This window comes from Rhodococcus sp. Leaf278, assembly GCF_001426085.1.
Taxonomy (GTDB): domain Bacteria; phylum Actinomycetota; class Actinomycetes; order Mycobacteriales; family Mycobacteriaceae; genus Rhodococcoides.
Map to the genome: position 1 here is coordinate 1 of NZ_LMRR01000045.1, position 21106 is coordinate 21106.

Below are 21106 nucleotides of genomic sequence, written 5' to 3' on the forward strand. Positions count from 1 at the left end.
CTCGTCGACAACCCTGATGCCGCTGCCGACGACCGATACGGCTTCATCGGAGCCGTCTGGTACTGGACCACCCAACGTCCCCTCAACGATCTGTCCGACCGCCGCGACATCGACGGCGCGACCCGCGCTATCAACGGCGGCCTCAACGGCCTCGCCGACAGACGTTCTCGATTCGCCACGTGCGACGCGATGGGCGACGCACTGCTACCCGACACAGGAGTGACCATGTCCTTTGCAGACGACGAGCTCACCAAGAAATTCCCATCGCGGTCGAAGTACCGCACCAACGACGAACCGATCGATACCTTCGCTGGCTACGTGCTCAACATCGACGCGATGACCCACGAGGAACTCGTCGAGCGGAARGCGCTCGAGGGTGAGCAGTGGGCTATCGACCTCGTGCGGCGCGAAGCAGATAAGGGCGACACGGCGGCGAAGGTCGTGCTGGCGAAAGTGGGCAAGTGATGGCCGACAACGCGATCGACATCATCACCCGGAACGTCACYGCCGAGATCACGTCTCGGTTCGAGGGTGCGATTGCTCAGGTGAACGCCGAGGTCGTTGCTGCCCAGGCGCGCGCAGACGAGCTGTTCGAGCGACTCGAAGCCGAAGGGCGACGTCGCATGGACGAACTGTTCGCGAACCTCCCGGCGGCGGCCGTCATCACCGAAGAYGGCGACTTCGACCCGGTCGGCTGGATCAAGATGCAGGCCAAGTCCCGTGCATTGCGGACGCTGGTCCAGGGCGGCGTTGCGGCTGTGGTCATCGCGTTCGTCACSGCAGTAATTCAGGCTGTCGTCGATCCGAACTTCGACTTCACCCAGATCGGTGACTGGAAGATCGCGATCGGCCTGGGGCTCGGGGCCGTCGGCACTGCGGCGAGYTCGTATCTGCAGAACAAACTGGCCATCAAGCCACCGAAGGTGCAGTAGTGCCGGGGCAGGGCGAAGCGGACGTGTATCTGCCMCCGTTCCGCGCCGCCGTTCTMGCGTTCTTTCTCGGAGCCGCGTTCATCATCGGCGGACCCGACCGTATCGCAGGCCCGTCCTAYGCGACGCTCCGTCAGTTCGGTGGCGAGATCATCTGGGGCATCGGCTTTCTGATGGTCGCCGTCATCCTGCTTGCAGCRTCGAAGTTCTCGGCACGAATCCTGTTTCACGCCTACATGGCAGCGGCGACGGGGTATGCCCTGTTCGCTCTCGCTGTCCTCGATGCTGCGCGGCAACTCGAAACAGCCGGCCTGACCGGCATCGTCGTCTACACCTGGGTCGCCTGGATTCACATCCTCGCCGCCGCAGCGAACAGCCGMGGCCGACTCGCCTTCGCACTGCTCGCACTGCACAACCGGATCTCTGCCCTGTTCCATTTCCGCGATCGAAGGGCAYCGAATGCAACCGCTCGTCGTACGTAGRGCGGGGTCCTTCGAGAAGGTCGCCTTCGGGCTCTCGATGTGGATCGGCATCCTCGCTGTAGCAACACCGTTCGAGATCTCGTCTGCCCTCGACCGGGCATGGCCGACGGGATCGAACTTCTATTTCGCGATCATGGGATTCGGTGGGATCGGCGGGTTGATCGCGACCTGGAACTCGAGCAGATCACGAACCCCGGAGCAGATCCGCCAGGAGACGTCTGCGGAGATCACCTCGTTGGCAATCATCGGTCTCTTGTGGTTCGGGTACGGGATCGCTGCGTTCGCGTTGGGCACACGGGCGATGACCGCGGGAAGNCGCCAGGAGACGTCTGCGGAGATCACCTCGTTGGCAATCATCGGTCTCTTGTGGTTCGGGTACGGGATCGCTGCGTTCGCGTTGGGCACACGGGCGATGACCGCGGGAAGCATCGGTGTGGCGATTACGGTCGCGGCCGGCCTGCGGATCTGGAACATCGTGCGGGACCGCCGGAGTATGACCCGGGCATTACTGATTCCGCGGCCCGCCGATCCGCCGGCGTTGGCAGAGGGTGAGGGCGATCGATGACATGGCTCGACACTGTCCTGAAGGTCTTCTCCGTCATCACTCCACTGGCTGTCGCCGTGCTGGCGGCGCAACTGTGGATGATCTCGTCGCAGAAACGGAAGGTCAACGCAGACGCGGGTAACAGTGAAGCATCCGGTGCGGCGACGCTGTCGGCGGCCGCTCTCACCCTGATTTCCCCGTACAAGGAGCAGGTCAACGATCTGCTGCTCAAAGTCCAGGCGATGGAGCAGTTCATCGACTTGCAGATCGATTGGGAACTCGACGTGGTGCGGACGTGCCGTGATGCGGGTGGCCCGATTCTGCCTGCCCCGCCAGCACGACCCCGGTTCTGATTCTTGTGCCGAAACCTCGATGAATGGGAAGGCCTCACTCTGATGGCTGGCTTCAATTTCCAACTCCCGATGAAACTCAACCTCCGCCTGCACGATCAGTGGGACANACCGAAACCTCGATGAATGGGAAGGCCTCACTCTGATGGCTGGCTTCAATTTCCAACTCCCGATGAAACTCAACCTCCGCCTGCACGATCAGTGGGACATTCGCACCACGGGCCGCGGTGTCGCCGAGATCGAAAGCGGCGAGATGGATGTTGACGTACTCGCCTACAAGGGCGACGACGGCGATCCCGGCCGCGACGGCACACCGGTGCAGATCCATCGCGCGCAGATCCCCGCCGACATTCCCGCGATCGGCACACTGACTCCGGACTGGATCGGCCACGGCTGGCGCGTCGACGGCTCACGCGATGTGAAGATCGTCGTCGAGGAGTACCCCGGCGGGCCTGTGAAGTTCGAGACGCTGACCAACTACCTCGGCGACAAGGGCGACACCGGTGCGATCCCGACGCTGGCAGTGCGCTCGGTGACGTCGACGACCACAGGCGACGGGTCGGTTGCGTTCGAGGAGATCTCTCCCGGCGCGTACGCCGCTGACTTCGTCCTGCGCAAGGGTGACGTCGGCGCGCCGTCGACGGTGCCCGGCCCTGCGGCGGCTGTCGAGGCGGCCACCGACTACGAGGACGGCGACATCGCGGCTGTCACCGGTGATGTGCTGGCCAAGCGGTCCGACGGTAAGTGGGGTCCCCGCAAGATCTACCAGTCACCCGGCGTCTACAAGAAGGCAGGCTCGGCCGAGGACTGGCTCGCCGTGAACTCTGGCAACGGGTGGGCGGGCGAGTACATCTCGATCGTGACGATGCCGATGCCGGCGCAGCCCTTTGCGTGGGAGCCGGAGGTCGACGGCATGGTCGAGTTCTTCACCACCGCGAACATCCGCGTCGACTTGGAGTGCCGCCTCGGCGCGGTGGCCGGTCCACTGCTCGCGCGTGGGCCGGCGATCACGATCACGGCGTTCCAGAATCAGTGGGTGCCGCGGATCCTCTCGCGCGCAGCAGAGGAAACGATCTCGGTGCCGACGTCCTCGTCGACGATCGTCCCGGCGAACACCGCGGTGAACATCTACCTGATCGCACGCAAGATCGAGACCACGGCGCAGACCCGGCTCGAGACGCGCAAGGAACGCGCCTACCTCCGGGTCCGCCCGATCCCGGTTCCGGTGTAGGCCTGTGCCCGAATACTTCGACCCGAAGAACCCGGACGTCGGCTACAACGGGCGGGACCAGGACAAGCCCGGTGGTGTGAACATCGGGAACTCCGAAGCGTTGCGCGCGCTCGGTGGCGTGCTCGCCGGTGATCAGGGTTTCGAGAACACCCCGGATGCGCAGGACCGCGAGTACACCGCGCAGGTGTTGACCGCCGGATTGTCGGCGCGCGTACAGACCCTCGAAGGTCGGATGGCTGCGGGCGCAGAGTATTCCGACAACTACAACCGCATCAACGCATCGTCGCTGGGATCTCCGAATCCCGGCGTCGTCCCGGTGTGGCAGCAGTTCGGTGACGGTCAGTCGTTGGAGATCATCGACCAGGCGGCTCAGCTCAACCAGTCGGCACCGTTCGGTCTCGTCGATGATGGAACGCAGTACGCGTTGTGTCCGCAGGCGGCGTCGTCATCGACCAGGCGGCTCAGCTCAACCAGTCGGCACCGTTCGGTCTCGTCGATGATGGAACGCAGTACGCGTTGTGTCCGCAGGCGGCGTCGTCACCGAACTATTCGGTGATTGCGATCGTGCACCCGCTCTCGAAGTCGGGGAAGATCGCGACCCGCGCGCGGACGGCGATCTACGGCCGGTGCAATGCGGCCGGCACCGAGGGTGTGTACGTCGACTTCTGGGGTGGGCATTGCGAGATCGGCCGGTTCACCCGGTCGGGTAACACGATGACTCGGTCGCAGTGGAAGGCGAACACCGAACGCTCGTACAACTTTTCGTCCACTCCGGAACTGCGGATGAAGGACACCCGGTATGTGGTGGTCGTCGACGGCGTCGAGCTGATCGTCCACGACGACGTGTCGGGTTTCCCGGTGGACGGCAACCACAAGTTCTCGATGTTCTCGTGCATGACGTGGACCGGATTCTTCGGTGCCACACCGGAGTTCTCGGCGGGCCTGACGGGTTTCGCGATTCGGGGCAGTGAGTTCACGGCGATCGAGGATGCGAAGGCCGACGCCGGTGCTGCGCTCGAGGCGGCGCAGGGCGCGCAAGAGGCCATCGGCACGGTCGTCGTCGATGCCACTGCGGCCGCGACGTCGGCGGCGGAGGCTGCTGCGGCGGCGATCGGTGCGGCTCAGCAGCAGCAGGTCAATGCGGTGCAGGCTGCGATCGTCGGTGTGCAGAAGGGTCTGCCGGTCGTTCCGTACTACCACTGCATGACCAACCACGAGTGCACGTTCCTTCAGATCTCTCGCGACCGAGACGTCAACGGACTCAGCGGAGGTATCAGCAACGACACCGGGTCGTGGTCGACCCACAGGCACAGCAATGGCACGTCACAGACCGCGAATACGACTCTCGATCGCCATGCTCACTCGGACAACTTTGCGGTGACCAAATCGGATCCGGTCTACCTTCCTCCGCAGAACTCGGTGGAGGCGGGGTTCGTTCGGATGCAGTGGTCCGGCGGCCGTGGCTCGGTGGTCTATGCGCTGGGCTTCATCCCTGCGTCGTCGCCGAATCCGATCTACGTTCTGATCGGAAGGATGAATCCTGACGATGGCTCGGTGCTGATCGAGCACGTATCCCCGGATCAGACGGCGGCGATCACCGGGCCGGGGGAGCAGATCTACAACCTGCCGAACGAGCTGGTGTTCGAGGCGAACGAGTCGGTGTGGCTGGCCGTTCACCAGCCGGGTCCGANTCCGTCGGACGTGGACCGCGCACCGACGGTGATCGAGCACGTGTCCCCGGATCAGACGGCGGTGATCACCGGGCCGGGGGAGCAGATCTACAACCTGCCGAACGAGCTGGTGTTCGAGGCGAACGAGTCGGTGTGGCTGGCCGTTCACCAGCCGGGTCCGACCAACTCRCAGCGCCAGCTYGTCGGCAAGATCAACAACGCCTCYGTCCCACGTGAGGGTCTRCTGTATCCGCCGCAGATTGCGAACCGGATCATCTCGTCGTCGGTGATCACCGAGCAGTCGACGATCGCAGCGACATCGTTGACGTTCACTCCGGCTGCGGCATTGTTGTGGATCGGCATCGGACAGCCGACGAATCTTCCGCTGCCTGAACCGGTGATCTATTTCGAGGACTTCTCCTCGGGTGCCATTCCACCGACACTCTCCCGGCAGGAGGGCGCAGCGGCAGTGGTCGTCTCGGGCGCGATCATGTTGCCCGGCGGGCTGATCGACAACGGCCGCCGGCGGTATCGGGTGACGGCGAAGATGGCCCGCGACGATCACGAGGTGTCCGGCCAGATCCGCACGCCGACGACCAGGCCTGCGTATCTCCGGGTCCGCAGCTATGTCGATGTCGAAGTTCGTTCTACCGGTGTGACGTTGGCGTATCGGCCGTGGCTTGGCGGCGGCGTGCTGGCCTCGCAGGATTTCACCGTCAACTCCGGTGACGTCTTCAAACTCCGAGCCGAGGGCAACGTGTTCACGGTGTTCAAGCTGACCGGAACGGACACGTTCACACCGGTGCTCACGTATCCGGATACGGCCAATGCGATTCCGCGTGGCTCGGCGTACCGCTACACCGAGTTGGGCTTGAGCCGAGCGGACTTCGGCAACTCCGGCGGCTGGGAATTCATCTTGGCCCAGGATCTCCCCGACCCCGAATAGGAGCGTTCACATGTCAGCAGCTGTGTTCACAGACGAGGAAGGGTTCGAGTACACCGCGCGTCGTGACGGCGACATGTTGGTGATCACTCGAACCGACCACCCTGATGTCTCGTTCACGGGTCGGGCAGTTCCGTTGCCCGTGTACGAGCAGGTGTTCGTCGTACCCGAGCCGGAGCCCTATACGGGGATGGGCCCGGCTCTCGAAGGACAGATTCTCGAAGGGCAGATCGTCACCGAGTCGGATCCCGACGCGGTGCTCGCTATCGACGGTCAGGAAGGACCGGCATGACGTCTCCTGTGTTGCAGTACGGCCGTGTGGAGGATTGGATCGGTGGCCTCGTCATGGACGGGCTCGACTCCGACGATCTGCCCGATGATGTGGCGTTGACGGGGACGGTGAAGTTGGAGCCGATGCTCTCCGAGTCGGCCGGCGGTATCCGGGTGCCGACGATGCCGAAGTGGTTGTCGGTGCAGCCGATCGTGTGCACGTACAGCAACGGCCGTTTGACTCATCGTGGTCTGCCGTACGTGATGCTTCTCGCGCCGAACGAGGCGACGAACCCGACGAACTGGAAGTGGCAGGCCTCGTTCGATCTGCGGCTCAACGGTGCGCAGGTGGTGCGCAAGCAGTTCTCGTTCGCGCTCCCGGTCTACGACCCGGACGCTGCGTTGGTGGCCGGCCGCAATCCGACGATCGTGAATCTGACGACGGTGCAGCCAGTGAACGTGCCGGGCTCGGGTACCGGTGTGGTGCAGGGCCCGATCGGGTTCTCGATCACCGGTGTCGAGATCGTCGAGGACGGGATCCAGTTCTACCGCGAGGCTCCCGGCTCGCCCGACGGTCAGGTCCCGGTCGGTGTTCCGGTGCCGTTGCCGGCGGGCAGCGGTGTGATCGAAGCGGACTCGGTCGAGGCGGCGATGCTCGCGCCGGAGGTCCGCGACAAGGTCGAGGCGGCGATCACCGAAGCTGAGGCTACAAATCGTTATGTCCCCGTTGCGCCGACCGCGACCTACACGTACGAGACCGCTCCCGATGGGGCGAAGCGGATCAAGACCGAGACCAAGAATGCCGTCACGATGACCTACGTCTACGACGACGCGCACGACGGCCGGATTGCCACGCAGTCGGACGGCACCACCACGTGGACGTTCAACTACGACACCGATGGACTGATGCTGGGAGTGGGTGCCTGATGGATCCGGCAACAATCGGAGAAGCGCTGCGCCAGTCGCGCGCCGACTCCCGCAAACGCTCTCGTGACCAGCGCCCATCCGGCACGGTCGGCCAACGCATCATCGGCGGACGCATGGGCCTGTACAACAACCTCACACCTGCTACGTTCCATGTCGCCTGCGAACTCCAGGCACCGTACGAGGCGGTGCAGATCATCTTCGCCAACAGTAAGCCCGCGTACTCCGACAACGCCGTCTCGATCAAGGTGACCACCCTCGCGACCGCAGCGGACCTCAATGGCAGCGCGAACACATGGACCCAGGTCACCAAGAGCGGCCTGCTCCGCATGGCCTTGCCGATCGCGCCCGCTACCGGACGCCTGAGTTACGCCCTGTCCGACATCATTCCGCTGTCCAGCATCCCGCGCACCGATGGCGGATCGAAGCCGCTGCTCGCTATCCGCGCATACATGGGAGCGAGCGGTGACCTGCCCGTTCTCGGCAACGGCACCGACGACCTGACGAACTGGGCCACGAAGGCCGGCCGACGCTGGGTGATGCGGCAGATGACAGGGGACGGCGTCACAGACCCGTCCGTGTTCACCAGCACCACGAACGTCTCACAGTCCCCGATCATCGGCGTCCGCTACTGGTCCCGTGGCCGGGTCGTCAACGTCATGGTCATAGGCGACTCGCTGTCGGACGGTCGCGGAACCTACATCGGCGAAGGTTTCGGCGGACTCGTCGCGGATCGCCTCACCTCCGACGCTCTCGCGGTGGAGTATTCGAACTGCGGCTGGTCCGGTCAGGCGACATCCCAGTTCGGCGAGCGGGCAATCGACGTCCTGTTCTCCGACGTCAAGCCCGACGTACTGCTGTTCCCGAACAGCTCCCCGAACAACGAGTCCACGCTCACCGACGCCGGATTCGCAGCGTCCGACGCGATGTACCAGCGTGTGCTCGCAGCGTGCGCCCGCACCGGCGTCACGCCAGTGCTCTGGACGATGATCCCCACCGACCCGTCGATCCACGCATGGGGTGCAGCGGACTCCAAGCGCATCGCGGCGAACACCCGAGCGCTCGCACTACGAGACCGGGGCGTCCTCGTGGCCGACACGTCTACTCCGCTGTCGGGTCCGGTCGTGTCCGGTCAGGTAGGACTTCCTGCCGCGCTTGCACCAGACGGCATCCACCCCGGTGACGCCGGGAACATTCTCATGGCCGACGCCCTCACCCCGTTGGTTCGACGAGCAGGAGGCCTGTGATGGCGCTGAACAAGGCAGACTTCCCGTTCTACACATCGTCCGCGACGAACATCAACATCACCGGTCCCGGTGTGTGGTTCGTCTACGGCGGCACAGCCTCGACCGTCGTCCTCCCGCCTCGCGCCGGGATACCGAACTCCGACCTCGCGATCTATCGGATCGTCGTCGCACCGACAGCGGCACCGGTGACAGTGAGCCGCAGCTCGGCAGACACGATCGCAGTCGGCGGCGTCACGACGGCAACCAGCTTCATCCTGAACCCCGGCGAGTCCGTCGACATGATCCACAGCGGACTGACCTGGGTGCCACTGTTCGGTGCAATCCCCCCGGCGATGTTCCGCAAGGTCGCACCCATGCAGACCGGAACAACGTTCACCCTCGACCGCTCCGCATCCCTGTTCGTATTCACCGGGACGGCAGCCGCAGCGTGGACCCTGCCTGTCCTCTCGTTGAACAAGGGCTTGGACTACACCCTGCACAACCGAGGTACGGCGGCCATCACGCTGTCACCGAACGGGGCCGACACGCTCACGCTCGGGGCAGTGACAGCGTCATCCGTCGTCATCGCGCCAGGTCAGATTGTCCGGGTGGTCAACGACGGCACCACATGGATCGTGGAGAACCGTCCGGTGCGTCGGCTGCGATCGGGGAAGTACTACGGCATCCCGAACGTGGCATTCAACAACACCGGACTGCCGACTGCCGACCGTCTCCGTGTCGTGCCGTTCGTGGTCCCCGAATCGGGCGTCTACGACCGCATCGCGTCCGAGGTCATCACCGGCGCTGCGGCGACGTTGCTGCGGTGGGGGATCTACCGAGACGGTGGCGGCTACCCCGGTGCGCTGATACTCGACTCGGGTGCAGTCGGAGATGCGTCCACGGCGGGCGTCAAGGAAGCGACCATCGCGGCGAACCTCGTCGGCGGCGAGCGTGTCTGGCTCGGTGTCGCAGCCCAGGGCGGTAACCCGACCATGCGCACACTCGCCGGGTCGATCTCACTACCCGACGTGGGTATCGATACCGCTGACATCGTCACGTTCTCCGGTATCGCGGTCGGCTACTTCACCAGCGCGGCAGCAGCGTTGCCCGCGACGTTCACAGCGGGCGCAGGGGTGCAGAACACTGCCCCCGGTATCTGGCTCAGGAAGGCGTAGTCATGCACGAGAAATGCCCGAAGTGCGGGGAAGTCCTGTTCACCTACGACAGCGGGATCACACTGCACGTGTTGACCCAGGAACCCGATTGCGCCGCCCCTGCGCCTGACGAGACGGCTCGCGAGTCGGGGACATAACGCGAGTTCAACCGGAACACCAAGCCAAACATCGTTTCAGTTGGCAAGCGAGGCCTCTTGCCAACTGAACTTGGGCAGTATGCAATCGGGGTGCTTGGTTTCTTACATACGGAAGAGGGGAGGTGGGGCCGATGAACGGTCGACGGAAACTGTCCTACTTCCCGCTGGCTGCATTCTTGGCATCGGACGAACCTGTTGATGACATAGAAGTCCACATCATTGCTAACCCGCCAAAAAAGTCGTCCATCAAGGCGCGCCGATTGGGCACGCGAAGGTCCGTCCACGATTCCCGATCGGGTGCATAACGCGAGTTATGCACCCGTCGAACCATCCGCTACTCCCGGATGGTTCGACGGACCCGGCAATGTGAATGCTCACTGATCGGGTCTGGGGCTACGCTCGTGTGTACCCGATTGCACACACGGGATGTGGGTGGTGGATAGAGTGCGCACCGTGGCCGAAGAATTCAGCGTGAAGTACGACGGCGAAGCGCTCGCCGATCACCGCATGAACGTGCGCACCCTCGCCCCGGCACTCCTCGCCCTCGGTGACGCATTCGATGCCACCGCCCGTCTGCTCGGCCCGGAAACTGTGGGCGACAAGACAGTTCCCAGTTTACAGATCACAGCGACCCGAGAGGGATCGTTCGACATCGACCTCGTGCTGTCGGTGCTGACGTCCTCCGATGTGGAGACTGCTACTGCCAACCTCGCCTACGTCGGGGGAACCCTGTGGGCTGTGGTGAAGGGCGCGATCAAGCTCCGCCAGTGGCTCCGAAACAGTCGCGGTGTGACCCTCGAGCGGACTGACTCCGCTGACGGTCGCGGCACCATCACCTACATCGACCAGAACGGCACCTCGATCACGGTGCCGGCCGGAACCGATCTCGTCATCCGAGACCCCGCCTTCCGCGCCGCAGTCGATTCCTTCACCGCACCACTCGATCAAGACGGCATCGACACACTCGAGATCGACTCCACCCGATCCGAAGTCGATCCCGAAACAATCGTGATCCGCGACGAGGACCGCCCCGCCTACCGATTCGAACAGGTCGAACGACTGCTCGACAGCTCGGTACGCACGACGACCGTCCGCGTCGAGACCGTCCAACTCAACCAGAACACCTCACGTAAGTGGCGCTTCTCCGAGGACGGTGAAACGTTCACCGCCAAGGTCACTGACGACCGGTTCCTGCTCGGTGTGAGCAGCGGTGCCAGACCGGTCGGTGCCGACGACAAGCTGACGGTGGAGATCGAGGAGCGTACTATTCGGCGAGCTTCGGGCGGGGTGCGCATCGACCGAACCATCCAACGCGTCGTGGACGTCGAGCGCGCGGAACGACAGAGCGAATTCGATTACGCGTTCGATGACGAGACTCCGGAAAGCTGACCAGACATGACTACCGAACTACGACACGTGTGGGCTCCGGATGGAACGACCCTGTGCCAGATGGCGCGCAGTGCCGATGACGTCAAGCTCGAGAAGCCCACCCCGAACAACGACGCGTCGGAGATGTGCGCAGGCTGTGTCATTGCCGTCGAGATCTACATCTCTGTCGTGAAGGGCACCATCGTGGCGTCGCGGCCGCCGGCTCTTACTGCTGCGCAAGCGATCGACTCGCTGCGTGGCACGAAGTGGGCGGACACAATCGACCTGGACGCACTCGCGCGTGAGTTGGCAGATGGCCGCACCTTGCGCATGTACGACCCAGTCCAGTGGGTCCACTGATGGCAGAGGACATCTTCACCCCGCCCGCCGACGAGGGACAGGCCGGGTGGGTGCTGCTGCCGGACGGCCGCCGCGGCTACCGGTACGAGGGATCGGACGATGTCATCATCCACGACGCGCGTGAGGATGGAAGCGGCCATGACGCTGCACGTTGACCTGAACATCAACTCCGACTCGATCGGATCGCTTCACGTCACTCGAATTCTGAACGGGCCGGACGGATTCCACGACTACCGCGTGGAGTACCGGGACAACAACAACCACTTCTACGTCGAGCTCGCGCACCAGGAATCCCGTGGCGCGTTGGAGCTCACGCGCCGTGCGATCGAAGCAGTGCAGGCAGAGAAGGCTCGGCAGGCCAAGTGGATGATCGATCAGATGAAGGCATTCTCGCCGTCGCGCGACATCATTGCCGACCTGAAAATCTAGCTAGGGGCCGATCTCGACCAGGCGGATCTCTTCGATGTCCTCCACCGAGTTCCTGCCGGCCTGCGTCCACGCTTCGCGACCCGTGTCGGCGTCACGCTCGTGCGTCCACTCCGTGACCCACGACCTGCTGGCCATCGCGCCCTCGAGGGTGGCGAATGGTTCGGCGTTGCCGCCCGACGCTTCGTAGCTGACGGTGTCGACGAGGTACACGAATGCCATGACCCTGATTATGCCCCGGCTATCGGGCCCGACCGTCGAAGCTGCTGTCGGTGCAGTCGGCGGTCATCGGTGGCGTGTAGGTCACCGCTCCGCATTCTCGGCAGGCGTGGGTGCGGTGATGGTGAATCTCGCACGAACAGACCTGCGACCCGACGAGTACTCGGCCGCCGCGTAGTTCGTGCCCCCGCGGGCAGTGTGTGGGTGCGGGCTCGGCCCACCTGTCTCCGATCCGGTACAGCTCCACAGGTGCCTCTCGAACGTAGTCGCGGGACACGGCGCAGGCTTCCCTTCCTGACCGCGTCCCGCTCCCGTCACGCTAACAGAAATCGAACAGGCGTGCGAACAACGACGTGAGGCGGGACCGCTGATGGCTGCTGTCGATTGTGTGTGGTGCCGCGGTGCCGGCCGCATTCCCGCCGGCGAAATGCGTCACGGCAAGTACGTCTCGTCGTGGCCGGACCGGCAGTGTCCTGACTGTACGGGTGCGGGCGTGCGTGAGCCGTCGCCCCGTCGGCGGTGGCCCAAGAACTGATCGGTGAGTATTGCCCGATCGCAACGCTTCTCAACAGGAGGAGGTGTCGCCCTGTGTGGTGGCAGATAGGCGGAGCGGTCGCACTCGCGGCCGTGCTCGCATCGATGGAACACTCACGAAGGAGCATCATCATGGCAGTAGGAACCGAATCCGCCAAGGCCATCGCCGAGGTCCGGGAGGCCATCGCGATCGAGGTCGATCAGGCGGCCACGAAGATCATCGAGGCGACCGGTGCCGACGCGGACACCGCCGCCGAGATCCGTACCTTGCTCGACCCCGTCAAGGGCATCGTGCCCGACGCGGCCGTCGACAACGGTGGCGGTGATACCGGCGGCACTCTCGAACCCGGAACCGAAGGCGGAGTCGTCAAGGACGAGACCGCGCTCTGACCTGACCGGTCTGCTCGACAACGAAGCCCCACCCGCAATCCGTTGCGGGTGGGGCTTTTTCGCGTCCGAAATCAGTACCGGGCTGCCCGTTTTGGGCGTACTGTGGCGACAGTCAAGAGCGGCCCCGGCCGGTGCTGGAACACCGGACGAGGCCTTGCCACCCACCAATCTCTCGAATTGGAGTGTGACCGTGCTGAACGGTACCGTGCTGCCCGCTGTCCCGCAGTCGATGTCCCTGATCGACCGCGAATTCTATGTCGAGTCGTTCCTGCAACGCTGGGATGGCAACACSCGAGTGTCCTACCGATACGACATGGACATATTCGTGTTGTGGTGCGACAGAACGGGGTTCGACGTGTTCGCGTTGCGTCGGCCGCACCTCGAAATGTACATGCGCCACCTGGCCGAAGACCGCCACAACTGTTCGTCGACTATCCGGCACCGCATGGGCACACTGAAACTGTTCTACGAGATCGCCCTCGACGACGACCTGGTCACGAAAAACCCTGCACGACTGCTGAAATTGCCGAAGGACAAGCGCGACACCAACACCAAGGTGCACCTCGACCGCAACGAACTACAGGCAGTGTGCCGTCAGGCGTACRACTCCTCGCCCGTCGACTACGCGTTGCGGTCTGCGATGTAGCCGCCGACGAGGCGTCCCACGAGNCCTGCACGACTGCTGAAATTGCCGAAGGACAAGCGCGACACCAACACCAAGGTGCACCTCGACCGCAACGAACTACAGGCAGTGTGCCGTCAGGCGTACGACTCCTCGCCCGTCGACTACGCGTTGGTTGTCATCATGGGCTACAACGGATTACGGGTATCCGAGGTGTGCAGCCTCGACGTCCCTGATGTCCTCGGCTACTCCCGTGGCCACCGCGTCATGACCTTCACGCAGAAGGGCGGCGCGCAAGCCATCGTCCCGCAGCCCGCGGTCGTCATGCGCGCGATCGACGCTGTCATCGACGGACGTACCGCGGGTCCGCTGCTGCTGCGTCGCGACGGCTCGCGTATGGTCCGGCAGTCGGCGGCCAAGGTGTGCACCCGAGTGGCCAAGCACGCTGGTATCACCATGCGGGTCACGCCACATACGTTCCGGCACAGCATGATCGTCAATGCGATCGACGCGGGCGTACCGCTACGTGAGGTGCAGATCGCCGCGAGGCACGCCGACATCTCGACAACCATCGGGATCTACGACCGTGGTCGCCGCAACCTCGACACGCACGCCGCGCATACCCTTGCTGCCTATCTCGGCGCGGTCGCGTGAACTGTCAGCCGTCGACGGTAACGTCGTTTGCTGTGACGAACGGTGATCTGATGTCTCGACAGACGAAGTTGCTTCGCACATTCGCTCCGAAAGAATTCTGGGAATCCACATACCCAGAAACGTTGAAGCTATCTTCGCTCACCTCGGACGCACCTGTACTGGTGAAGATCGCTGACGCGGGAGCTTTGAGCTGAAGCAGAACTGCATCTTGGCATGCCGTGATGGCTTTGTCCTCTGCGCTGTCCGCGAAGGCGAGACTGAGAACGGCAACGATCCCGATCACGACTACGAGTACTCCGAGAAGGAGTGGCCACGTGCGCTTCTTGCGGTCGGGTTTCGGGTCGCTCGCATCTGAATTCACACGGCTATGCCTACCAGAAACTCTCGGCGTGGAGCAGGCGAGTCATTCCCTTGAATGACTCGCCTGCATGCGGCACGTCAGTCCGCTTTGCCAATCTCGCTCTGAGCGACTTAGGAGGCTGCCCGACGTGCCTCGCGAAACGAAGCGCCGAGGTCGGGTACCTCCGCCTCGGCAGTCGGGAGGGTGGTTACGAGAGGCCTGACTCGTTCGATTGTCGTCGATTCCGAGATCGAAGCAACTGCCGGCGTGGCTCGGTGGGCGAGTAGGTAGGTCAGGTGGGTGACGGCCAGTAGTGACAACGGAGGGACTGCGGCGACGAGGATTCGGACTGCGACGGGCAACTCCCCGGTGTACGTCGCGTGTAACGAGTTACCGGCAAGCGACAAGCTCGCGCCGATCCCGAGCAGAGTCCAGGCGTACCAACGGCGTTCGTCGAGTGCGACGACAGCGACGGTGGCGACGAGGACCAGTCCGTCGACGATGAGCGGCCACACCCAGGCCTGATCGGTGGGTACGCCGGATCGTTCGGCGAGGTCGCGTAGCGCTGTGAAGCTGAGCCAGAATGCACCGAGCGCGATGAGTATGGTTCCTGCGATCGAGGCCGCAGTAGGGAAGCGGGACATTGGTTCTCCTGTGTCAGGCGGCGAACAGTCCGGCACCTGCGCCGGCGGCGGCACGGCGCATGGACTGTTCGGGAACGTAGGTGTAGATCTGGGTGGTCGTGACCGACGCATGGCCGAGCAGTTCCTGCACGGCGCGGATGTCACGTTCGACGGCGTAGGCGAGGCTGGCGAATCGGTGCCGGAGTGTGTGTGCGGTCCAGCCGTCACCGAGTGCGCGGGAGACGAGCTTGCCGAGGTAGTGCGCGCTGATGTGGCCGTCGATCTGGCCGGGAAAGACCCAGCCGTTCGGCAGCAGCCGCAGTGTCGCGGCGAGCTGATCGTCGATGGGAATCAGTCGTTCGACGCCGCCTTTGCCGATCACCCGTAGCTGCCATCCGAGGAGATCGCGTTCGAGCTGGTTGGTGTGCAGCCGCGAGCACTCGCCGCGGCGCATGCCGGTGAACGCAAGGATGAGGACCATCATGCGGACGCGAAGGTCGACGTGACGAAGTGCGTCGTCGACGACGTCGTTCGGTGCCGGCCGAGGCCGAGCCCTGGGGATCTTGACGGGAGCAAGGGTGAACGCGGGGTCGACGGTGATATGCCCCATGGCGTGGCCCCAGCGATAGAACGTCGCGAGCGACGAGCGGTAGCTGCGCCGAGTCTCGGGCTTCCAGTTGTGGTCGGCCATCCACGCGACGAGGTCGTGCCGCGTCAGATCCCAGGGGGATCGGTCTCGGTGGTCGTGGGCGAGCCGCCGAAGGTGATAGGTCCGAGTGTAGCGGGTGTCTTTCGACCGACCCGCGTGGCGCAGTTCTTGTTCCCAGTCGGCGATTGCGTCGAGCCATTGCGGCTGCACGATGAGCATGTTCATACCGCTCATCGGTACTGCGGTGAGCAAACGTACTGGGCGGTTCGGTGAGTTCGTGACCATCTCTATACCTCAACGTTAGGTTCAGTGGTGAAGTCACACCAATTCGATTCTGGGACGCTGGTACCACTCACTAAACCCCTGTGCCCGCTCATGCCGGGATCGATTCGGGCATCTCGAACCGCCGCCGCGCTCCGATGCTGGTCACGGAAGCGGGTCCCTTAACCAGCGGGTCCGGGGTTCGAATCCCTGATGGCGCACACCAAGTGCCCCTGAACAGCGTGATCGCTGGTCAGGGGCACTTTTGTTCTCTGGATAGGTCTAGGCATCCGCAAGCTGCGCGAAACGGCACGAGGCGTATCGGATCGATACCGACCTGGACATCATCGCGGACACGGCTCTCTCGATGTGCGCACTGCCCCGATCGACTGGGATGACGATGTCGGCCTCAGCTCCGGCGGCGGTTCCTGCTCGACGCGGTGGTGGCCGTGACTGTCATGAGGAAAGTGCAGTTGTCGGCCAGTGGGCCGGCTTGCTCAGCTCCCGGACGTCCCGGCTGGCCGCGAGCGGCGCGAGGCTGGCGACCAGGAGTGCCGAGCCGATGAACATCGACGCCGGTCCGCCGGCAGCGGCGACCGACAGCCCCGCTGCTGGTGGGGCCAGCGGCGCAAGTCCGAGCGAGAAGACTCCACCGGCGGCGTTGACGCGTGCTTGGAGGTGTGTGGGCGTTACCGACGCGATGAAGGCGGAAATGCCGGCGTTGTTGGCGGGGAGCAGCACTATGCCGGCGGCGAACAGCGCACCGATCAGGACCACATTTGTCGTCAATCCCATCGGGGCGACGATGACGGCCAACGCCAAGCCTGTAAACATCGTCAACCGCCCGGTGCGGAAGGTCGCGACAATGCGCCCCGCCGCAACTGCGCCGATCAGACCTGCGGCGGCGGCTACCGTGTCGATGAGACCGATGGCCACCGGGTTCACGCCATCTCGGATCAGACGCAAGGTCACGGCGGTGAACACGTACGCCATGGCGAAGTTGAACATTCCTCCCCACATCAGGATTGCGCGCACCGAACTGTGTCGCCACACGAAAACGAAGCCGTCGCGCGCGTCGCTCAGAAAGGACGTGCTCGATTGATCCAATGTTCTCGTCGTCGTCGGCAATCGGCTCGAGAGGAGCCCGAATATCAGGTAGCTGATCGCGTCGACGATGAACGGCACACTGCGCGCGATCGAGTACAGCGCCCCACCCAACGGTGGCCCGATCAAAGTCGCAAGGTGCTCCCGTACCTGAATGCGTGTGTACGCCAACGGAAGCTGGCCTATCGGAACCGCGTGCCGAATTGCTGCTGATACCGCAGGACCGACGAACGCGTCGGCCACCCCGATCGCCAACCCGGCGAGCACCAGATGGATCAGACTCAGTGTGTGGGTGAGCGAGGCGGCGGCGACGCTCGACATCGACACGGTTGCAGCAACATTGGCGACAGTGAGCGTCCGACGGTGACGCCACCGGTCGACGAGCGGACCGGACACCAGCCGCCCCAGCAGCTCGCCGGTCAGGACGCCGGTGGCGGCCAGGCCTGCCAAGAACGTCGAGCCGGTCAAGGCAAAGCCGACCAGGGGGAATACCAATGTGCTCATCGACGAACCCACACCGGAGAGCACACCGCCGGTCCACAGGATCAGGAAGGACCGGTTCCGGTGCAGTGCAGACTCGTCGACGCCCTTGCTCGAATCCACCAGGTCTGTCCTCCTGTCGCCAGTGCACCGTATACCGGTATGCCGGCCAGGGCACCGCCGATCACTCGCCCGCGGTACGAAGCCAGGCTCAGACGCTAGTGCGCTCTGTGTCAGGTTCGAGGATTCTGCGCGGCGTGGCCGCACCGCATGCTCGCTCAGGTATCAAGAGGCTCTCAGTTACCAAGAGGCTCAGGCATGGCTGAGGATTGCTGGTTTCTCAGGAGTTGCTGGACGGTGTGGTGTCGACCGTGAATGACCCGAGCCTCGGAAGCATCACTGCCATGAGCACGGACGCGGTCCCGAGTGCGATCAGTGCTCCGGTGAGCCCGCCGAACACGGCACCGAGGGCGACGACGACGAGGGGGCACAGGAATTCGCCGGTGAACATGGCGGCCGTCCACGCTCCGGTGCCGCGGGCGCGCTGAGCGTAGTCGAGGTCGCTGACAACCCAGTGAAGCAGCGTTGGAAGCAGCAGTCCACATCCGGCCGAAGCGATGATGCCACCAACCGCGACGAACAGGGGATTCGATGCCAGGCCGACGACGGCCAGGCCGATACCGGATGCACCGAATGCAATGGGCAACAACATCTTCGGACCGGCGTCGGAGACTCGACCGAAAGTGAGCGCGGCAAGTGCCGTGGCCAGCGCGACAAGCGCACTCACGATGCCGATGGTAGCTGTGTTGTTCACGCCGACGGCGTCGAGTTTGATCGGAATCTGCACGATCGGTGTGTAGAACACGGCCCCGCCGAACAGTGTGACGGCCAACGGCTTGAGCAGGGGCCGCCATCGAATCGACGCAACCAGGTCCTGCATCGTGGTCGTGGAACGAGGCTGCCACAGCAGGATCGGGGTGAGGATCGCGAAGACGACTCCGACGGTGTACAGCCAGAAGGGAGTTCTCCAGTCGTTCTGTGCAAGTGCGCCGCCGAGACCGATGAAGACGACGGCCGACAAACTCGTGAACACCACCTGCAACCCGAAGTAGCGAGCGCGGTCCTTGCCGGAGAAGTAATCAGCGATCAGTGTGGTGCAACAGGTCATGATGGCGGCTTCGGCAACGCCGACACCGAGTCTCGACGCCACGATCAACGGGAGTGAGTCCAGGAAGAACGGGGCGATTCCGAACAGCGAGTAGACGACGAGCGCGAAAGTCAGCAGTCGGATGCGGCCCACCTTGTCGATCACCCGTCCCGCGCCGAGCGCGAGCAAACCGATCATCAGCGCAGGCGCAGTGATGGTCAGGGGAACCAAGGCTTCGACGCCGGGTGTGTCGGCGAACTCGTCGAGCATCTGCGGTTGGATCGGGGCGAGCAACACCGCACCGAGCACCGGCAGGCAACTCATCGAGACCAACAGAATTCCCTGGGTGCGACCTGGCGTCCTCTGCTGCACACCAGGTTCGGAACCGAGTTGAGTGATGTAGATCTCCCTGAATCGTACGGAGGACCTCGAGTGAGGTGGGTCACGCATCGCCGCTAAGTGTGTGTCGGTGTCGGTGATCAGGGAAATCGAATGTGTTGACACCGCATATCAGTCCGAGTGATACATCTCGAGCCTCCCCACGTCAGCGACGTCGAGGTAGGGTGCGGCCGGTCGGGTGCACAGCTGAGCACCGTTGTTATGATGGACGACATAATCGGAGCCGACCCGAGAGGTGGCACCATGCCGAGACGGTCGACCGCACGCGAAGACATGCTGCGAAGCGCCATCGCGTTGTTCAAACAGAGGGGCGTCGAGGCAACGTCCGTCGCCGACGTCCTGGAACATGCGGGTGCTCCGCGAGGCTCGGTCTACCACCATTTTCCGCAGGGTCGACCACAGCTGGTGGAAGAGGCGACCCGAGCGGCCGGTACCTTCATGGGTTCGATGATCTCGGCAGGATTGACAACCCTCGGTCCGCTGCGGACGGTTGAAGCGATCATTTCCGGATTTCGCGGCGAGTTACTGGCCACCGATTTCGCATCGGGGTGTCCGGTGGCCTCCGTCGCTATCGAAGGGCCTCAGAGTCCGGCCGCACTCGCTGCCGCGGGGGAGTCGTTCACCTCGTGGGAGGACACGATCGCGGCGTCACTGTGGCAGCACGGTATCGATCAGGAACGCGCCCATGGGTTGGCCACCATGGCACTCTCGGCCATCGAGGGGGCCTTGCTGCTGTGCAAGGCACAGCGGAGCACCAGGGCGCTGGACCTTGTAGAGAAAGAAATGGTGCTCTTGTTCAATGGAGTCGTCGACTCGTCACGGTAGCCGAGCGCCAGAGCCTGCGATCACTTGCCGAACCGCATCGGCGACAGGCGTTGTGCCGTCGGTAAGTTCGACGATCGTCCGGGTCAGTCCAGGTTCGGCCAACGCTGCCGCGATGAACGATGCGACGTTGTCGCGCCGTACGTCGCCGTGCTCGATGGCCAATCCGGCGGTGACGGTGCCATCCCCCGGCTCGTCGAGTAGCACTCCGGGCCGGACGATCAGCCAGTCCAACTCGGTGTGGGACAGGTAGACATCGGCAGTCTTCTTGGTGGCCATGTAGTGCTCGAATCCTTCGGAAGGCTGTTGGCTGCGGCCCGATTCGGGGAACGCCGAGACCAGTACGAACCGCTTCACGCCCGCACTGTGCGCTGCGTCGGCTACCTTTTCCAAACCTTTTCCGTCGATCGACGTCGTCTTGTCCATGCCGGTACCGTGTGCGCCTGCACTGAAGACGACGGCGTCGTGGCCGGCGAACGCGGTTGCCAGCGTGGCGGCGTCGCTATCGATGAGGTCACCGAAAACAGCTGTAGCGCGGGTTGATTCGACTCGGTCACGGTGAGCGAGGTTGCGGATCATTCCGGAGACCGTGTCACCGCGAGCGGTCAGAACGGTGCTCAGTCTGGAGCCGATGCCGCCGGCAGCTCCGATGATGAAGATCTTCAATGGTCTCTCCTGGCTGTCGGTGAACACTGTATCGGCCGAGCCTTCCTCGGGCGTTGTGCATGCGCACACCTTCCCGCGTTCGGACGTGTTATGGCAGCTATCGCGACGACGAACCTTCTCGACCACGATGGTGCAGAGAATAACGTCGGCGAAGGGGTGAG

General features: G+C 63.8%; 24 protein-coding genes and 1 pseudogene. 18 read left to right on the forward strand and 7 right to left on the reverse strand.

Annotated elements, in window-relative coordinates; translation table 11 throughout:
- The 13 genes and pseudogenes from ASG84_RS28040 to ASG84_RS25550 form a co-directional block, all read left to right on the forward strand.
- Positions 1 to 465 (forward strand): annotated as a pseudogene (locus tag ASG84_RS28040) (hypothetical protein); the annotation flags it as partial.
- On the forward strand, positions 465 to 932 hold the full coding sequence (locus ASG84_RS25485) for a hypothetical protein (protein WP_057479754.1): 468 nt from the start codon (positions 465 to 467) through the stop codon (positions 930 to 932). The pseudogene ASG84_RS28040 and the gene ASG84_RS25485, both read left to right, overlap by 1 nt.
- A complete protein-coding gene (locus ASG84_RS25490; RefSeq protein WP_057479755.1) occupies positions 932 to 1411 on the forward strand; it encodes a hypothetical protein in 480 nt (159 codons plus the stop codon). The genes ASG84_RS25485 and ASG84_RS25490 overlap by 1 nt, the downstream gene beginning before the upstream one ends.
- A gap of 561 nt (positions 1412 to 1972) precedes the next feature.
- A complete protein-coding gene (locus tag ASG84_RS25500) occupies positions 1973 to 2308 on the forward strand; it encodes a hypothetical protein (RefSeq protein ID WP_057479757.1) in 336 nt (111 codons plus the stop codon).
- Positions 2309 to 3540: 1232 nt separating this feature from the next.
- A complete protein-coding gene (locus ASG84_RS28465; protein WP_057479759.1) occupies positions 3541 to 4092 on the forward strand; it encodes a hypothetical protein in 552 nt (183 codons plus the stop codon).
- A 2070-nt stretch (positions 4093 to 6162) separates the two neighbouring features.
- Positions 6163 to 6441, forward strand: a complete 279-nt coding sequence (locus tag ASG84_RS25520) for a hypothetical protein (RefSeq protein ID WP_057479761.1) — start codon at positions 6163 to 6165, stop codon at positions 6439 to 6441.
- A complete protein-coding gene (locus ASG84_RS25525) occupies positions 6438 to 7346 on the forward strand; it encodes a hypothetical protein (RefSeq protein WP_057479762.1) in 909 nt (302 codons plus the stop codon). Before ASG84_RS25520 ends, ASG84_RS25525 begins: the two co-directional genes overlap by 4 nt.
- Positions 7346 to 8590 (forward strand): SGNH/GDSL hydrolase family protein, encoded by a 1245-nt coding sequence (locus tag ASG84_RS25530; RefSeq protein ID WP_057479763.1) that lies wholly within the window; start codon positions 7346 to 7348, stop codon positions 8588 to 8590. The genes ASG84_RS25525 and ASG84_RS25530 overlap by 1 nt, the downstream gene beginning before the upstream one ends.
- Complete coding sequence (locus ASG84_RS25535) at positions 8590 to 9744, forward strand: hypothetical protein (protein WP_057479764.1); 1155 nt, start codon at positions 8590 to 8592, stop codon at positions 9742 to 9744. Before ASG84_RS25530 ends, ASG84_RS25535 begins: the two co-directional genes overlap by 1 nt.
- Before the next feature lie 590 nt (positions 9745 to 10334).
- Positions 10335 to 11270, forward strand: coding sequence for a hypothetical protein (locus ASG84_RS25540; RefSeq protein ID WP_156399713.1), 936 nt, complete (start codon positions 10335 to 10337; stop codon positions 11268 to 11270).
- A 6-nt stretch (positions 11271 to 11276) separates the two neighbouring features.
- Positions 11277 to 11609: a hypothetical protein gene (locus ASG84_RS25545; protein WP_057479766.1), complete on the forward strand. Its 333-nt coding sequence runs from the start codon at positions 11277 to 11279 to the stop codon at positions 11607 to 11609.
- Positions 11609 to 11764 (forward strand): hypothetical protein, encoded by a 156-nt coding sequence (locus ASG84_RS28045; RefSeq protein WP_200936703.1) that lies wholly within the window; start codon positions 11609 to 11611, stop codon positions 11762 to 11764. The genes ASG84_RS25545 and ASG84_RS28045 overlap by 1 nt, the downstream gene beginning before the upstream one ends.
- Complete coding sequence (locus tag ASG84_RS25550; protein WP_057479767.1) at positions 11748 to 12038, forward strand: hypothetical protein; 291 nt, start codon at positions 11748 to 11750, stop codon at positions 12036 to 12038. The genes ASG84_RS28045 and ASG84_RS25550 overlap by 17 nt, the downstream gene beginning before the upstream one ends.
- On the opposite strand, the gene ASG84_RS25555 is transcribed toward ASG84_RS25550, so the two are convergent.
- Entirely contained in the window at positions 12039 to 12257 is a 219-nt protein-coding gene (locus ASG84_RS25555; RefSeq protein ID WP_057479768.1) for a hypothetical protein, read from the reverse strand. It abuts the gene before it with no gap.
- Here ASG84_RS25555 and ASG84_RS27705 point away from each other — a divergent pair.
- The 4 genes from ASG84_RS27705 to ASG84_RS28840 all read left to right on the forward strand — a co-directional run bounded on the left by ASG84_RS27705 (position 12256) and on the right by ASG84_RS28840 (position 14454).
- On the forward strand, positions 12256 to 12432 hold the full coding sequence (locus ASG84_RS27705) for a hypothetical protein (protein WP_156399714.1): 177 nt from the start codon (positions 12256 to 12258) through the stop codon (positions 12430 to 12432). The two genes, ASG84_RS25555 and ASG84_RS27705, sit on opposite strands and share 2 nt — an antisense overlap.
- 488 nt (positions 12433 to 12920) lie before the next feature.
- Positions 12921 to 13178, forward strand: a complete 258-nt coding sequence (locus tag ASG84_RS25560; protein WP_156399715.1) for a hypothetical protein — start codon at positions 12921 to 12923, stop codon at positions 13176 to 13178.
- Between the two features lie 184 nt (positions 13179 to 13362).
- Positions 13363 to 13824: a phage integrase N-terminal SAM-like domain-containing protein gene (locus tag ASG84_RS25565; RefSeq protein WP_057479770.1), complete on the forward strand. Its 462-nt coding sequence runs from the start codon at positions 13363 to 13365 to the stop codon at positions 13822 to 13824.
- Positions 13825 to 13899: 75 nt separating this feature from the next.
- Positions 13900 to 14454 (forward strand): tyrosine-type recombinase/integrase, encoded by a 555-nt coding sequence (locus ASG84_RS28840; RefSeq protein WP_442971045.1) that lies wholly within the window; start codon positions 13900 to 13902, stop codon positions 14452 to 14454.
- A gap of 4 nt (positions 14455 to 14458) precedes the next feature.
- Here ASG84_RS28840 and ASG84_RS25575 read toward each other — a convergent pair whose 3' ends face one another.
- The 5 genes from ASG84_RS25575 to ASG84_RS25595 form a co-directional block, all read right to left on the reverse strand.
- A complete protein-coding gene (locus tag ASG84_RS25575; RefSeq protein ID WP_057479772.1) occupies positions 14459 to 14815 on the reverse strand; it encodes a hypothetical protein in 357 nt (118 codons plus the stop codon).
- A gap of 110 nt (positions 14816 to 14925) precedes the next feature.
- Positions 14926 to 15438: a DUF2637 domain-containing protein gene (locus tag ASG84_RS25580; RefSeq protein WP_057479773.1), complete on the reverse strand. Its 513-nt coding sequence runs from the start codon at positions 15436 to 15438 to the stop codon at positions 14926 to 14928.
- A gap of 13 nt (positions 15439 to 15451) precedes the next feature.
- Positions 15452 to 16300 carry a tyrosine-type recombinase/integrase gene (locus ASG84_RS25585; RefSeq protein WP_162248372.1) on the reverse strand — a complete coding sequence of 283 codons (849 nt, stop codon included), beginning with the start codon at positions 16298 to 16300 and terminating at the stop codon, positions 15452 to 15454.
- 483 nt (positions 16301 to 16783) lie between these two features.
- Positions 16784 to 18034: an MFS transporter gene (locus tag ASG84_RS25590; RefSeq protein ID WP_057479774.1), complete on the reverse strand. Its 1251-nt coding sequence runs from the start codon at positions 18032 to 18034 to the stop codon at positions 16784 to 16786.
- Between the two features lie 217 nt (positions 18035 to 18251).
- Positions 18252 to 19430, reverse strand: a complete 1179-nt coding sequence (locus ASG84_RS25595; RefSeq protein ID WP_200936706.1) for an MFS transporter — start codon at positions 19428 to 19430, stop codon at positions 18252 to 18254.
- 270 nt (positions 19431 to 19700) lie between these two features.
- Here ASG84_RS25595 and ASG84_RS25600 point away from each other — a divergent pair, with 270 nt between their 5' ends.
- A complete protein-coding gene (locus tag ASG84_RS25600; protein WP_235581851.1) occupies positions 19701 to 20282 on the forward strand; it encodes a TetR/AcrR family transcriptional regulator in 582 nt (193 codons plus the stop codon).
- Here the strand turns inward: ASG84_RS25600 and ASG84_RS25605 are convergent.
- The gene (locus ASG84_RS25605; RefSeq protein ID WP_057479936.1) at positions 20274 to 20945 is read right to left on the reverse strand and encodes an NAD(P)H-binding protein; all 672 of its coding nucleotides are present in this window, start codon (positions 20943 to 20945) and stop codon (positions 20274 to 20276) included. The two genes, ASG84_RS25600 and ASG84_RS25605, sit on opposite strands and share 9 nt — an antisense overlap.
- Between the last annotated feature and the right edge of the window lie 161 nt (positions 20946 to 21106).